Annotated in this window: 13 protein-coding genes; 6 read left to right on the top strand and 7 right to left on the bottom strand. The window is 71.5% G+C overall.

The annotated features are described in order from the left end of the window. Window positions 1-1,074 carry a DUF2637 domain-containing protein gene (locus ACZ7LU_RS02345; protein WP_398309568.1) on the bottom strand — a complete coding sequence of 358 codons (1,074 nt, stop codon included), beginning with the start codon at window positions 1,072-1,074 and terminating at the stop codon, window positions 1-3. Between the two features lie 206 nt (window positions 1,075-1,280). Then, a complete protein-coding gene (locus ACZ7LU_RS02350; protein ID WP_471915415.1) occupies window positions 1,281-2,144 on the bottom strand; it encodes a (2Fe-2S)-binding protein in 864 nt (287 codons plus the stop codon). A gap of 139 nt (window positions 2,145-2,283) precedes the next feature. Between ACZ7LU_RS02350 and ACZ7LU_RS02355 the strand changes: the two genes are divergently transcribed. Beyond that, complete coding sequence (locus tag ACZ7LU_RS02355) at window positions 2,284-3,012, top strand: GntR family transcriptional regulator (protein WP_471915416.1); 729 nt, start codon at window positions 2,284-2,286, stop codon at window positions 3,010-3,012. Between the two features lie 85 nt (window positions 3,013-3,097). Here ACZ7LU_RS02355 and ACZ7LU_RS02360 read toward each other — a convergent pair whose 3' ends face one another. Both ACZ7LU_RS02360 and ACZ7LU_RS02365 read right to left on the bottom strand, forming a co-directional pair. Next, window positions 3,098-3,859, bottom strand: a complete 762-nt coding sequence (locus tag ACZ7LU_RS02360; RefSeq protein WP_471915417.1) for a hypothetical protein — start codon at window positions 3,857-3,859, stop codon at window positions 3,098-3,100. 186 nt (window positions 3,860-4,045) lie between these two features. Then, window positions 4,046-5,722 (bottom strand): PucR family transcriptional regulator, encoded by a 1,677-nt coding sequence (locus tag ACZ7LU_RS02365; protein ID WP_398309556.1) that lies wholly within the window; start codon window positions 5,720-5,722, stop codon window positions 4,046-4,048. A 338-nt stretch (window positions 5,723-6,060) separates the two neighbouring features. Here ACZ7LU_RS02365 and ACZ7LU_RS02370 point away from each other — a divergent pair, with 338 nt between their 5' ends. From ACZ7LU_RS02370 to ACZ7LU_RS02390, 5 genes are all read left to right on the top strand, one after another. Continuing rightward, window positions 6,061-6,951, top strand: coding sequence for an FAD binding domain-containing protein (locus tag ACZ7LU_RS02370; protein ID WP_471214607.1), 891 nt, complete (start codon window positions 6,061-6,063; stop codon window positions 6,949-6,951). Further along, entirely contained in the window at window positions 6,951-7,553 is a 603-nt protein-coding gene (locus tag ACZ7LU_RS02375) for a (2Fe-2S)-binding protein (RefSeq protein ID WP_468561149.1), read from the top strand. The genes ACZ7LU_RS02370 and ACZ7LU_RS02375 overlap by 1 nt, the downstream gene beginning before the upstream one ends. Before the next feature lies 1 nt (window position 7,554). Further along, window positions 7,555-9,939, top strand: coding sequence for a xanthine dehydrogenase family protein molybdopterin-binding subunit (locus tag ACZ7LU_RS02380; RefSeq protein ID WP_398309547.1), 2,385 nt, complete (start codon window positions 7,555-7,557; stop codon window positions 9,937-9,939). Between the two features lie 231 nt (window positions 9,940-10,170). Then, window positions 10,171-11,628, top strand: coding sequence for an NCS2 family permease (locus tag ACZ7LU_RS02385; protein WP_398309544.1), 1,458 nt, complete (start codon window positions 10,171-10,173; stop codon window positions 11,626-11,628). Between the two features lie 52 nt (window positions 11,629-11,680). Continuing rightward, window positions 11,681-12,832, top strand: coding sequence for an XdhC family protein (locus ACZ7LU_RS02390; protein WP_398309541.1), 1,152 nt, complete (start codon window positions 11,681-11,683; stop codon window positions 12,830-12,832). 35 nt (window positions 12,833-12,867) lie between these two features. Here ACZ7LU_RS02390 and ACZ7LU_RS02395 read toward each other — a convergent pair whose 3' ends face one another. The 3 genes from ACZ7LU_RS02395 to ACZ7LU_RS02405 all read right to left on the bottom strand — a co-directional run bounded on the left by ACZ7LU_RS02395 (window position 12,868) and on the right by ACZ7LU_RS02405 (window position 14,807). After that, complete coding sequence (locus ACZ7LU_RS02395; protein WP_471916458.1) at window positions 12,868-13,302, bottom strand: SRPBCC family protein; 435 nt, start codon at window positions 13,300-13,302, stop codon at window positions 12,868-12,870. A 69-nt stretch (window positions 13,303-13,371) separates the two neighbouring features. After that, complete coding sequence (locus tag ACZ7LU_RS02400) at window positions 13,372-14,181, bottom strand: polysaccharide deacetylase family protein (protein WP_471915418.1); 810 nt, start codon at window positions 14,179-14,181, stop codon at window positions 13,372-13,374. A 71-nt stretch (window positions 14,182-14,252) separates the two neighbouring features. Further along, window positions 14,253-14,807, bottom strand: coding sequence for a hypothetical protein (locus tag ACZ7LU_RS02405; RefSeq protein WP_398309532.1), 555 nt, complete (start codon window positions 14,805-14,807; stop codon window positions 14,253-14,255). Between the last annotated feature and the right edge of the window lie 34 nt (window positions 14,808-14,841).

Below are 14,841 nucleotides of genomic sequence, written 5' to 3' on the forward strand. Positions count from 1 at the left end.
TCAGCCGAACTGCTGCTCCAAATCCTTCAGCTTCTGCTCCAGCGAGTCGAGCCGGGGCAGGGTCTGCGTGTCGTCCTCCGCCGTCAGGTCGACGGTGACGGGGGCGGCAGGGTCGGCGTCGTCATGGCCGTCCCTGACGGCCTGGAGGGAGGGACGGGGGCGTACCGGCAACTGCTCCTGCGCCGGTATGGCAGGGTCCGCGCCGACCTGCGCGGACCCGGCGGCCGGTGCGACGGCCTGCACCTCGACCTGCCGGCCGCCACCGCGGGCGTAACCCCGGTGGCCCCGGCTGATCGCCTTGAGCCGGGCGCGCTCCAGCTTCTCCCGGTCGCGCCTGTGCAGCCGGGTGCGCTCCTTCTCGCGACGGTCCTCCCGGACCTCCTCGACGGCCTCGTCCAGGGTGCGGACGCCTTCGAGGAGCATCAGCGACCAGGCGCCGAAGGTCTCGCGCGGCGCGCGCAGCCACCGCACGATGCGGATCTGCGGCAGCGGGCGCGGCACCAGGCCCTGCTCGCGCAGCGCCGCCCGGCGGGTCTGCTTCAGCGCGCGGTCGAAGAGCACCGCCGCCGACAGGGACATCCCGGCGAAGAACTGCGGCGCGCCCGCGTGGCCGAGGCCTCTCGGCGCGTGCACCCAGTTGAACCAGGCGGCCGCGCCCGCGAACGTCCACACGAGGAGGCGCGAACCGAGCGCCGCGTCACCGTGGCTGGCCTCGCGCACGGCGAGGACGGAACAGAACATCGCCGCGCCGTCGAGGCCGAACGGGACCAGGTACTCCCAGCCGCCGGTGAGGCTGAGGTTCTGCCGGCCGAAGCCGACCAGGCCGTGGAAGGAGAGCGCGGCGGCGACGGCGGCGCAGCAGAACAGCAGCACATAGGAGGCCGTTCCGTAGATGGCTTCCTTGCGTCTGCGGCGTTCCTCGCTGCGCTCCCACGAGTCGTCGCCCGCGGTTCCCTTCGCCGTCTTGTCGTGGCCTCGCTTGCCGCGCGCGAGCACCGCCACCGCCACCAGCATGCCCAGGAGCAGGACGCCGCCGGGAAGCAGCCAGTCCAGCGATATATCGGTCAGTCTCATCTGGGGGTCCCTTGCATCGCGGTAGGGCGTATCGGGCGCCATATTGACCCAACCCGGATGGCCCTCAAGGGGTTTCGGGGCAAGAGGACGCCATGGGGGTGCAAGGGAGGGCGCACGGCGTACTTTTGCTCGAACTCGCGGCGGGGGGCCGGTGGTTGAGTTCGATTAACCGTGCACGAAGGGGTGGTTCGGGCGGCTGTGGGGGATCAGCTCGCCGCGGCGTCCGCGCTCAGCCGCACGATGCGCTCGGCGTCGCAGGTGCGCGGGCAGGTGACGCAGGCGTCGTCGGGGCGCAGCGTGTAGAACATGCAGCAGCTCGCCCGGTCGCGGGTCGGCAGCTTCTCGCCGTTCGGTCCGGTGAGCTCCCGGAAGCCGGCCGTGCCGACGTACGGCTTGGTGGCGCCGGGCAGGAGCCGCTCCAGCTCCGTCATCGCCCGCTGCTCCTCGCCGAGGAGGTGGGCGACGTACCAGAGGCCCTCGACGATCTCGTCGGTGGCGAGGCTCCACAGGGCGCGGGAGCGGCGCCGCATCCGGGGGCCGAAGCCGTCCAGGAGCGGGCCGAGGTGCTCGGCGACGGAGGCCCGCACCTCGGCGCGCAGCGCTTCCTCGTCCGCCACGACGCGGGCGCCGGGGAGGGACGCGGCCGGGTCGTCGGGCAGGCAGGCGAATGCGCCCGTGCGTACGGCCAGATGGCCGAGGGTGCGCTGGAAGGAGACGTCGGCGACCGGGAAGCGGGGCACGCGGCGGTGCAGGAACCACGGGACCGTGATGAGGAGGGTGGCCGGCCAGGCGTAGCGGTGCAGGCCGAAGCTGGCGACCACGTCGGGGCGGGCCTGGGTGCCGTAGTCCTTCAGGATCTGTGCGTTGTCCCAGGCGAGGAACGCGTCGAGGTCGGCGCCGCCCTCCGCGAGCCGGGCGGCGGTGACCCAGCCGGCGCCCTGGGGGATCCGTTCGCCGGGGGCGAGCTCGGTGATGCGCAGTCCGGAGTACACCTCGTTGAGGCGGGCGTACGAGCCCGCTACGGCACTGGAGGCGCCCTGGAGGGGTGCGGCCAAGGTGGGTACGGACATGCGGGGGACCACCGAATCGCGATCGATAGCAGGTAAGCCTTACCTTACCCGACGTGATCGAGGTTTCAACTCGGGTCCTGTCCGCCTATGGTGCCTCTCGTACCTTTCGGAGCAGTGGAAAGCGGGGCGGGCGGACGTCGTGGAGCAGACCGGAGCACGCGAGGGGGCTTCCCTCGCCGGGGTGCCGCGCGTCCGGGTGCCGGAGCAGGCGGGCTCCGGGGTGCGCGGGCCGCGCCGCACGGTCCGGCGCAGCTCCGTGCGCGGACAGGTCCTCGCCGCGCTGCGGGCCGCCCTCGTCGGCGGCGAGCTCACGCCCGGCGAGGTGTACTCGGCGCCGGTCCTCGGCGAGCGCTTCGGCGTCTCCGCGACGCCCGTTCGCGAGGCGATGCAGCAGCTGGCCAACGAGGGTGCCGTGGAGGTCGTGCCCAACCGCGGGTTCCGGGTCACCGAGCGCAGCACCCGCGAGCTGGCCGAGCTCGCGGAGGTGCGGGCGCTGATCGAGGTGCCGGTGATGCTGCGGCTCGCCCGCACGGTGCCCGCGGCGCGCTGGGCCGAGCTGCGGCCGCTGGCCGAGGCGACGGTGACGGCCGCGGCGGTCGGCGACCTCGCGCGCTACGCCGAGTCGGACCGCTCCTTCCACGGCGCCGTGCTCGCCCTCTCCGGCAACCAGCAGCTCGTCCAGGTCGCGGACGACCTGCACCGCCGCTCGCAGTGGCCCCTGTCGAGCGGCCCCGTCGCAGGCCGCCGCGCCGACCTCATCGCCGACGCGGCAGAACACATGGCCCTCCTCGACGCCCTCGCCGCCCAGGACTTCTGCGTGGTCTCGTCCCTGGTCCAGGAACACTTCACGGGGTCCGGCTCGGCCTGACCCCGGCGTGGTGCTTCCCCTGTGCCGGGGGGCCCGGCGACCCCGTGGGCGCCGGCGTATGGGGGAGCCGGCGCCCGTGAGGGGGCTAGACCGCTGCCGCGGGAGGTTGCAGGTGGTGGGCCAGCCAGGAGGGGACGCCGCCGAGGAGGCGGAAGAGGCGGGTGGCCTCGGCGCGGAGGCGGGTGGCTTCCGGTTCCGGCTCTGCGTCCGCGAGTGCGGCGAGTGCGGGGGCCGTGCCGACCAGGTAGCCGAGTTCCTCGCGGATGCGCAGGGATTCGGCGAAACCGTGCCGCGCCTCCGCCAACTCCCCGTCGCGCAGGGCGAGTCCGGCGAGGTGGCGCCAGGTGAAGGAGAGCAGCAGCGAGTCGGAGCGCGCGGTGGCGCCCGCGTGCGCCCTGCGGTAGGCCGCCTTCGCGGACTGCGGCGAGTCCGCGATGTGCTCCGCGATCAGGCCGCGGCGGAAGTCGAGGAGCGGCCGCCCGGAGGCGTTCGGGGCGAGCAGCGCCGCCGCCCTGCCGAGTGCCGTGCGGGCTTCGTCGGCCCGGTCGCGTACCCCCAAGACCGTAGAGGCGTAAGCCAGTTGGCCCCGCTCGCAGGCCGCGGCGCCCCGGTCGTCGTCGTTCTCGGCGAGGGCCTCCGCGGTCCGCAGGACGTCCTCCGCCTCACCCCAGCCGTCCCCCGTGAACAGGCACCGCTCGACGAGGAGGGCCGCCCTCTGAAGTGCCGCCGAGGCCCCCGCCCGTGAGGCGAGCAGCTCCGCAGCGTCGGTCCAGCAGCCGCGCGAGCGCAGCCGCCATACCGCGGTCTGGAGTGGATCGTGCTCTGCAGTCGTTCCGGTACCAGACATGGCGGTATGCGCCACGTTGCCCTCCCCGAGCACACCATTGAGCTGTTGAGTCGTGGGCGAATCTCAGCATGGATCGCGGCGTGCGGCCAAGAGGTCGGGTGAAAGAATTCACAAAGGGAGGGTAAGGAGACGTGCCGGGCCCGGTCGGCGGTGACTTCCCTCCGGCCGGGCCCGCGCCGGATTCCCTCAGCTCATCCGCAGGGCGAGGAAGAAATCGAGCTTGTCCTCGAGCCGCGAGAGGTCACGACCCGTCAACTGCTCGATACGGCCCACCCGGTAGCGCAGCGTGTTGACGTGGAGGTGCAGCCGCGCGGCGCAGCGCGTCCACGAACCGTCGCAGTCGAGGAACGCCTCCAGGGTCGGGATGAGCTCGGCGCGGTGCCGCTGGTCGTACTCCCGCAGCGGGTCCAGGAGCCGCGCCGTGAACGCCCGGCGCACGTCGTCCGGCACGAACGGCAGCAGCAGGACGTGCGACGCCAGCTCCTGGTGTCCGGCCGCGCAGACCCGGCCGGGCCGGGCCGCCGCCACCCGGCGGGCGTGCCGGGCCTCCTCCAGGGCGCCGCGCAGCCCCTCCGCCGAGTGCACGGAGGCGCTGACGCCCAGCGTGAGGCGGCCGTCGCCGTCGAGGCCCGCGGCCAGCGGGTCGTGGACGGAGGCGAGGAGCGCGTCCGCGAGCAGGCCCGTCTCCGGGCCGTCGTGCTCGCCGGCGACCGCGGGCAGCGGCACGAGGGCGATCGCCTCGTCACCGGTGTGCGCGACCGCGATCCGGTCGGACGGCTCGGGGCCCGCCGCATGGGGGTCGACGAGGATCTCCTCCAGGAGCGACTGGGCGACAGGGCCGCCGTCGATCTCCCCGCCCTCCCACTCCACCCGGGCCACCACGACCTGCCAGTGCGGGGCCGTGCCGAGCCCCGGCAGCAGCACCGGCGCGGCGACGCGCAGCCGGGCCGCGATCTCCGCGGGGGCCGCGCCGGTCTGCACCAGCTCAAGGACTTCCTGGGCGAGGCGGCGGCGCACCGTGCGGGCCGCGTCGCGCCGGTCGCGCTCCACGGCGATCAGCTGCGTCACACCTTGCAGCAGGTCGAGCCGCTCCTCGGGCCAGTCGCCCGCGTCGGCCTCCACCGCGAGGACCCAGTCGGAGAGCACCGACTCGCGCACGTCCCGCGATGCGCCGGCCGTGCCGCGCCCACTGGTTCGAACGGGGAACAGCGAGTACGTCACGGAGTCCACCGAGACGCGGTGCGGGCCGCGCCGGCCCGTCCGGACGGCCGCCAGGTGCTCCCCGGCGAGGCGCGCGCAGAGCGGCCCCGGCAGGGCGGTCCCCGCCGCGCTCGACCCGGCGATCACGCGCCCGGCGGGGGAGAGCACCCAGGCCCGCAGGTCCAGGTCGGTGCCGAGCAGGTCGAGGACGACGTCGGGGCCGCCGCCCGCCGGGCCCGACGTCATCAGGCGCCGGTGCCGGTCGACGACGGCCGCCAGGTCCCCGGCGCGCTCGCCGGAGACCTGCCGCACCACGTGCTCGGTGATCGTCGCGAAGGCCACGGATTCGTTGACCGCGAAGAGCGGAAGCCGGTGCCGGGCGCAGGCCTCGACGATGTCCTCGGGGATGTCGCCGAGCTCGGCCTCGCCGGCGGCCAGGGCCGCGACTCCGGCGCTCGCGAGGATCCGCACGAAGGGTTCCGTGTCCGAGGCGTCGCGGCGCCAGGCGAGGCCGGTGAGGACCAGCTCGCCGCCCGCCAGATAGCGGCTGGGGTCCCGCAGGTCCGTGGTCATCACACCGCGCACGGTGCGGTCAAGCTCGTCCTCGCCGCCGAGCAGCCGCAGGCCCAGCGCGTCGGTGTCAAGGAGTGCGCGCAGCCGCATGGGGTCGTCGCCGCCGATCTGTCTCGAATGGTGTGTACAAACATGTGCGCTCGGTAGCGCCGGGGTCCTGTGCCGCCGGGCGTCCCCCGTTTCCCGGGGGAATCCGCGAGGTTACTGGGGCCCGTTCTTCATACGAATCTACAAGACGCACGGCTTGGCCAGCCAACTCCTTCATGGTTTCGGTGACTGACCCCATCGGACGAGCGGGCGGTGTACTTGCCCCACTCCGCGTTAACAGCACATGAACGAGCAGTCGAGGGACGAACGGCCCGAGTGGCCGGAACGGAATCCTCCCGTCCCTTGAAGCGAACGACCCTCGATACGAAGAAGAGAGCCTCATGGACTTCCTTCGCCCCGCCAGCTGGGAGGAGGCGCTCGCCGCCAAGGCCGAGCACCCCACGGCTGTGCCGATTGCGGGTGGCACCGACGTGATGGTCGAGATCAACTTCGACCACCGTCGTCCCGAGTACCTGCTTGACCTCAACCGCATCGTCGAGCTGCGCGAGTGGGAGGTGGGCGAGGAGACGGTCCAGCTGGGCGCCTCCGTCCCGTACACCCAGATCATGGAGGAGCTCCGAGCCGAGCTCCCCGGCCTCGCGCTCGCCTCGCACACCGTCGCCTCCCCGCAGATCCGCAACCGCGGCGGCGTCGGCGGCAACCTGGGCACGGCGTCCCCGGCAGGCGACGCCCACCCGGCCCTGCTGGCCGCCGACTGCGAGGTCGAGGTGGAGTCCGTGCGGGGTTCCCGCCTGATCCCGATCGACGACTTCTACACCGGCGTGAAGCGCAACGCCCTCGCCGCGGACGAGCTGATCAAGTCCGTGCACATCAAGAAGGCGGACGGGCCGCAGCAGTACTCGAAGGTCGGCACCCGCAACGCCATGGTCATCGCCGTCTGCGCCTTCGGCATCGCGCTGCACCCCGAGACCCGCACCGTGCGGACCGGCATCGGCTCCGCCGCCCCCACCCCCATCCGGGCGAAGGCGGCCGAGGAATTCCTGAACGCGGCGCTCGAAGAGGGCGGCTTCTGGGACAGCAAGAAGATCATCACCCCCTCGATCGCCAAGCAGTTCGCGGAGCTCGCCTCCGGAGCCGCCAACCCGATCGACGATGTGCGCGGCACGGCGAACTACCGCCGCCACGCCGTCGGCATCATGGCCCGCCGCACGCTTGGCTGGACCTGGGAGTCGTACCGCGGCGAGGGCCGCAGCACTGAGGGAGTCGCATAATGCGCGTGAACTTCACGGTCAACGGCCGTCAGCAGGAAGCGGACGACGTGTGGGAGGGCGAGTCCCTGCTCTACGTGCTGCGTGAGCGCATGGGCCTGCCGGGCTCCAAGAACGCCTGCGAGCAGGGCGAGTGCGGCTCCTGCACCGTCCGGCTCGACGGCGTCCCGGTGTGTTCGTGTCTGGTCGCGGCCGGTCAGGTGGAGGGCCGCGAGGTCACCACCGTCGAGGGCCTCGCCGACTACGCCAAGCACCGCGCCGACGCCCACCCCGGCGGCGGCTGCGTCTCCGGCGCCTCCGGCGCCTGCGGCACCTCCCTCCAGGAGGCGCAGAACTGGAGCGCCAAGGGACAGGACTCGCAGACCGGCGAGGGCGCCGAGCTCTCCCCGATCCAGCAGGCGTTCATCGACGCGGGCGCCGTCCAGTGCGGCTTCTGCACCCCCGGCCTGCTCGTCGCGGCCGACGAGCTCCTCGAGCGCAACGACACGCCGTCCGACGCGGACATCCGCGAGGCGCTCTCCGGCAACCTCTGCCGCTGCACCGGTTACGAGAAGATCCTGGACGCGGTCCGCCTGGCCGCGGCCCGTCAGGGAGAGGCGGTCTGACATGGCTGGCACCACCACCGGCATCCCCGCCAACGTCACCCAGGGTTCGCAGACCAAGGGCGGCGTCGGCGAGTCGATGCTGCGCCCCGACGGCACCCTGAAGGTCACCGGCGAATTCGCCTACTCCTCGGACATGTGGCACGAGGAGATGATCTGGGGCCAGGCCCTGCGGTCCACGGTCGCGCACGCCGAGATCGTGTCGATCGACGTCTCCGAGGCCGTGGCCATGTCCGGCGTCTACGCGGTCCTGACCGCCGACGACCTGCCGGCCGCCAAGAACTACGGCATGGAGTACCAGGACACCCCCGTCCTCGCGTACGGCAAGGTCCGCCACCACGGTGAGCCGGTCGCCCTCGTGGCCGCCGACCACCCGGAGACCGCGCGCCGCGCCGCCGCGAAAATCAAGATCGAGTACCGGGAGCTCCCGGTCATCACGGACGAGGCGTCGGCGACCGCCCCCGACGCGGTCCTGGTCCACGAGAACCGCGGCGACCACCACGCCGGCCACGTCCCGCACCCGAACATCGTGCACCGCCAGCCGATCATCCGCGGCAACGCCGCAGAGGCCGCCAAGAAGGCCGACGTGATCGTCAAGGGTGAGTACACCTTCGGCATGCAGGACCAGGCCTTCCTCGGACCGGAGTCCGGCCTCGCCGTGCCCGCGGAGGACGGCGGCATCGACCTCTACGTGGCCACCCAGTGGCTGCACTCCGACCTCAAGCAGATCGCCCCCTGCCTCGGCCTGCCCGAGGAGAAGGTCCGCATGACGATGGCGGGCATCGGCGGCGCGTTCGGCGGCCGCGAGGACATCTCGATGCAGATCCTCGCCTCGGTCCTCGCGCTGCGCACGGGCAAGCCCGTGAAGATGGTCTACAACCGCTACGAGTCCTTCTTCGGCCACGTCCATCGGCACCCGGCGAAGCTCTACTACGAGCACGGCGCCACCAAGGACGGCAAGCTCACGCACATGAAGTGCAAGATCGTCCTGGACGGCGGCGCCTACATGTCGTCGACCCCGTCGGTCGTCGGCAACGCCTCGTCCCTCTCGGTCGGTCCGTACGTCGTCGACGACGTGGAGATCGAGGCGATCGGCCTCTACACCAACAACCCGCCCTGCGGCGCCATGCGCGGCTTCGGCGCGGTCCAGGCGTGCTTCGCGTACGAGGCGCAGATGGACAAGGTCGCCGCGAAGCTGGGCATGGACCCGGTGGAGTTCCGGCAGAAGAACGCGATGGAGCAGGGCACGATCATGCCGACCGGGCAGCCGGTCGACTCGCCCGCCCCCGTCGCCGAGCTGCTGCGCCGCGTCAAGGCCCGCCCGATGCCGCCCGAGCGCCAGTGGGAGTCCAGCGAGGGCGCCGACGTCCGCGCGCTGCCCGGCGGCCTGTCCAACACCACGCACGGCGAGGGCGTCGTCCGCGGTGTGGGCTACGCGGTCGGCATCAAGAACGTCGGCTTCTCCGAGGGCTTCGACGACTACTCGACCGCCAAGGTCCGCATCGAGGTCATCAACGGCGAGCCCGTCGCCACGGTCCACACCGCCGCGGCGGAGGTCGGCCAGGGCGGTGTCACCATCCACGCGCAGATCGCCCGCACGGAGCTCGGCGTCCAGCAGGTCACCATCGCCCCCGCCGACACCCAGGTGGGCTCGGCGGGTTCGACCTCCGCGGGCCGCCAGACGTACATGACCGGCGGCGCCATCAAGAACTCCTGCGAGATCGTCCGCGAGAAGGTCCTGGAGATCGGCCGGCGCAAGTTCGGCTCGTACCACCCGGCCTGGGCCAACGCCGAACTCCTCCTGGAGGGCGGCAAGGTCGTCACCGACGGCGGCGAGGTCCTCACCACCCTCGTGGAGGTCCTGGAGGACGAGGCCGTCGAGGTCGAGGAGGAGTTCAGGCACCGCCCCACCGAGGCCTTCGACCTGCGCACCGGACAGGGCAACGGCCACGTGCAGTACGCCTTCGCCGCGCACCGCGCGGTCGTCGAGGTCGACACCGAGCTCGGCCTCGTCAAGGTCATCGAACTGGCCTGCGCCCAGGACGTCGGCAAGGCGGTCAACCCGCTCTCCGTCATCGGCCAGATCCAGGGCGGCACCACCCAGGGCCTCGGCGTCGCGGTGATGGAGGAGATCATCGTCGACCCGAAGACCGCGAAGGTGAAGAACCCCTCCTTCACGGACTACCTGCTCCCGACCATCCTCGACACCCCGACCATCCCGGTCGACTACCTGGAGCTCGCCGACCCGAACGCGCCCTACGGCGTACGCGGCATCGGCGAGGCCCCCACCCTCTCCTCGACCCCGGCGGTCCTCGCGGCGATCCGCGCGGCCACCGGTCTGGAGCTCAACAAGACGCCGGTGCGTCCCGAACACCTCACCGGCACGTGATCCCTCCGCGGATCTGATCCCCCGCTCGGGGATCAGCGCAAGTCCTCCGAGCGGTGTGTGCCTCCCAGGAACGTCACACTTCCCGCCGCCCGCACCGCTCGGAGCCCAACTCCCCCTCGCCCCGAGGGAGATGTCGTTCGTCTCGGGCCGTCCCCCGGGTCGTGCAGCCAACGCACCATCCCAAATCCCGCAACTCAGCGGGTGCCCCTGTGAACCTTGGGAGTAGGCACCATGACCCAGTCTTCAGTGGAGCCCAAGACCACCGCGGAGGACGCGGGCTCCGGCTCACGCGTCCCGGCCGGCAGATCTTGGCTCGACCGGTACTTCCACATATCCCGGCGGGGATCCACGGTCGCGCGTGAGGTGCGCGGCGGAATCACCACGTTCATGGCGATGGCGTACATCGTCCTGCTCAACCCCCTGATCCTGTCCGGCAAGGACGCGGCGGGGGACACCATGGGCCAGAAGGCCCTGATCACCGCGACGGCGCTCGCCGCGGCGGTCACCACGCTCCTCATGGGCTTCGTCGGCAAGGTGCCGCTGGCCCTGGCCGCCGGACTCTCCGTGTCCGGTGTGATCTCCTCGCAGGTCGCGCCCGAGATGACCTGGCCGCAGGCCATGGGCATGTGCGTGATGTACGGCGTGGTGATCATGCTGCTCGTGGTCACCGGGATGCGCGAGATGATCATGAACGCGATCCCGCTCGCCCTCAAGCACGGCATCACCATGGGCATCGGCCTGTTCATCGCCATCATCGGCCTCGTCAAGGGCGGCTTCGTGCACCCCGGCAAGGCCACCCCGCTCTCCCTCGGCCCCGCCGGTGAACTCTCCGGCTGGCCCGTGCTGATCTTCGCCTGCACCCTGCTCCTCATCTTCATGCTGCAGGCGCGCAACACCCCCGGCGCGATCCTGATCGGCATCGTCACCGGCACCGTGATCGCCGTCGTACTCAACGCACTCGACGTGATCGACCCCAAGCAGTGGGCGAACGGCGCCCCCGAACTGCACGGCAGCGCGGTCTCGTCGCCCGACTTCTCGCTCATCGGCGAGGTCGAGTTCGGCGGCTGGGGCGAGGTCGGCGCGATGACGGTCGGCATGATCGTCTTCACGCTCGTGCTCGCCGGCTTCTTCGACGCGATGGCCACCATCATCGGCGTCGGCACCGAGGCCAACCTCGCCGACGACAAGGGCCGCATGCCCGGCCTGTCCAAGGCGCTGTTCATCGACGGCGCAGGCGGCGCCATCGGCGGCGTGGCGGGCGGCTCCGGCCAGACCGTCTTCGTCGAGTCCGCGACCGGCGTCGGCGAAGGCGCCCGCACCGGCCTCGCCTCGGTCGTCACGGGCCTCTTCTTCGCGGCCTGCCTCTTCTTCACGCCGCTCACCGCGATCGTGCCCCAGGAGGTCGCCTCCGCCGCGCTCGTCGTCATCGGAGCGATGATGATGATGAACGCCAGGCACGTCGACTGGGCCGACCGCGCCACCGCCATCCCGGTCTTCCTGACCGTCGTGCTCATGCCCTTCACGTACACCATCACCACCGGTGTCGCGGCGGGCGTCATCTCCTGGGTCGCCATCAAGATCGCCCAGGGCAAGGCCCGCGAGATCGGCGCCTTCATGTGGGGCCTGACGCTGATCTTCATCGTCTACTTCGCCCTCAACCCCATCGAGAGCTGGCTGGGCGTCCACTGAGGCGCCGGCCCTTCACACACCCGTAGAGCCTTGTGAGCCTGAGGAGGCCGAGATGCTGGACATCGCCGACGAGCTGAACCGGTGGGTCGGGCAGGGACGTGACTTCGCCGTCGCCACCGTGGTGGCGGTCGGCGGCAGCGCGCCCCGGCAGCCGGGCGCCGCGCTCGCCGTCGACAGCGAGGGCACGGCGATCGGCTCGGTCTCCGGCGGATGTGTGGAGGGCGCCGTCTACGAACTGTGCCGGCAGTCCCTGGAAGACGGCGAGACCGTCCTCGAACGCTTCGGCTACAGCGACGACGACGCCTTCGCCGTGGGTCTGACCTGCGGCGGCGTCATCGACATCCTCGTCACCCCGGTCCGCGCGGACGCCGTGTCCAGGCCGGTGTTCGCCGCGGCGCTCGCCGCCGCGTCGGCAGGGGAGGCGGCGGCCGTCGCCCGCGTCACGTCCGGGCCCGCCGAACTGCTCGGCCGCGCCCTGCTCGTACGCCCCACGGGGGAGTACGAGGGCGGGCTCGGCGGCCACCCCGAGCTGGACCGCACGGTGGCGGAGGAGGCCCGCGCCCTGCTCGACGCGGGCCGCACCGCGACCGTGGAGATCGGCGAGGACGGCTCCCGGTGCGGCAGGCCGCTGGTCGTCCTCGTCGAGTCGAGCGTCCCGCCGCCCCGCATGATCGTGTTCGGCGCCATCGACTTCGCGTCGGCGCTGGTCCGGATGGGCAAGTTCCTCGGCTACCACGTGACCGTGTGCGACGCGCGGCCCGTCTTCGCCACGGCCGGACGCTTCCCGGACGCCGACGAGATCGTCGTCGACTGGCCGCACCGCTATCTGGAGCGCACCGAGGTCGACGGCCGCACCGTGCTGTGCGTCCTGACCCACGACGCCAAGTTCGACGTCCCCCTGCTGCGGCTCGCCCTGCGCCTCCCCGTCGCCTACGTCGGCGCGATGGGCTCGCGTCGCACCCACGAGGACCGCAACGCGCGCCTGCGCGAGGTCGGCGTCACCGAGCTGGAGCTGGCGCGCCTGCGCTCGCCCATCGGCCTCGACCTCGGCGCCCGTACGCCCGAGGAGACGGCCCTGTCGATCGCCTCGGAGATCGTCGCGAACCGCCGGGGCGGCACGGGGACCTCCCTGACCGGCGCCCACACCCCCATCCACCACGACACGTCGAACCGGCCGTCGGGGCGCATCGGTTCCGTCGCCTGAAAGGCGCGGCGCGGGGGAGCCCGTCGCGCCGGCGCTCAGGGCGCGAGGAGCTGGTCCACCGCTCGGCCGAACACCCGTCCCGACACGGACGACAGCACCCCGTCGCACAGCGCGGGCAGCCACCGCACGCGAAGATCCTCGCGCCACACCACGGCGGAGCCGCCGTCCGTGGGGTAGACCTCGATCTCGGCCCAGCCCGTCATGAACGTCCCCCGCTTCTCCAGCCGGCACCGCCCCGGAGCGGTGCCGTCCGGCGGGCACCACTCGACGACCTCCATGACGTCGTCGAAGCCGACGGGGCCGAGCGCGCTGCGCGCGACGAAGACCGTCCCCGCGTGGGTGGGCGGGGGAGTCCGGACCGCGATGCGGGTGAGCGGGACGACGTCGGCGTGCCGCTCCCACGCGGTCAGCCTGCGCCAGGTCTCGGCGGCGGGCAGGGGCGTGTCTCGGGTGATCTGGAAGATGGCCACACCCCGAGCCTGCCAGCCGAGCGGCCGGAGCGCGCCCAGGGCTGTCCGGACCGATTCAAAAGACACGCCCTAGCGGTAGACCTTGCCCGGCTCGGCCTTGCCCGGCGCGAGGAGCTGGGGCACCGTCACGAAGACGTAGCCGCGCTTCTTGAGCTCGGTGATGACACCGGGGACGGCCGGGACCGTGCCCTTGTAGATGTCGTGCAGCAGGATGATGCCGTCCCGCTTCGTCTGGTCGATGACCCGCTTCTGGATCAGCTTGGAGTCATTGGTCGTGTAGTCCTTCGCCGTGACGGTCCACAGGACCTCCGAGAGGCCGAGCTCCTTGGAGAGCTTGTTGACGTCGTCGTTGGTCCGGCCCTGCGGCGGACGCATCAGTGTCGGCTTCTTGCCGATGAGCTTCTCGATCGCCTCGTTCGGGCGCTCCAGCTCGCGGCGCGCCTCCTTCGGGCTGATCTTCGTGAGGATCTTGTGCGACCAGGTGTGGCTGGCCACCTCGTGCCCCTCGGCGTCCATCTGCTTCACCAGCTCGGGGTACTTCTCTATGTGGTTCTTGCCGAGCGTGAAGAAGGTGGCGGGGACCTTCTCTCTCTTGAGGATGCTCAGGAGTCTGGGCGTGTTCTCGCTGGGGCCCGCGTCGAAGGTCAGCGCCACGCACTTGGCCTTGCGGCAGTCGACGGTGCCGAACTTCCCCTGGTCCGCCGCCTTCGCCGCCGCCCCGTCCTTGCGCACGGAGCTGGGCGACGTGGTGTCGAGCTGGGTGCACCCGGTCAGCGCGAGGGCGAGAGCCGCCCCCGCCGCGAGGACGGGGGCGGTGCGACGCAACCTCTTGGCCGAGCGCGTCGTCTTGAAGGCGGAAGGTTTGTTCACGGCAGGCATGCAAGCACTATACACATGACGTATACACCCTGTTCATAGTGCTCGCGGCCTGAAGCGTGGCCCGGCGTCGGCTAGACGGGGATCACCCGGATCGACGGATGGATGGCCGTGTTCAGGTACAGCCGCTCCTTCTTGTTCTCCTGCTCCAGCTCCATCACGAGCCGGTACCGGTACAGGCCGGGCTTCGCGGTGCTCATGACCGTGCCGGCCCAGTAGTAGTAGACCGGCGTGAACTTGTCCCGCATCCGGTCCGGCATCCCGTAGATCTTCAGCTCGTTGAAGATCCGCCGCTCCGCCACGTCCTCCTCGTCACCCAGCTCGGTGTCGAGGAACACGATGTTGTTGATCTTCGGCATGGGCGGCCAGGTGCCGTCCAGGCGCTTCTCCATGTCGATCGGGCGGACGATCCAGTTGATCACCTGCCCCTGCTTGCACACCGTCTCCAGCGACGAGGTGCCCTGCCCCTTGCCGCCGATGCTGTTGTCCATCATGTACATCGAGTCGCTCAGCGAGCCCGTCGCCGTCGCCCGCTCCATGTTGATGAGCGTCACGATGTTGAGCTGGACCGAGTTCAGCTGGCCGGGGTTCTGCTTCTCCACGTCACCGCGCGTAGTGGTGCTGCTCACCCGTTCCTCCTTCGCGTACGCCGTCATGACTGGC

The sequence above is a fragment of the Streptomyces sp. NPDC039462 genome, assembly GCF_055639375.1.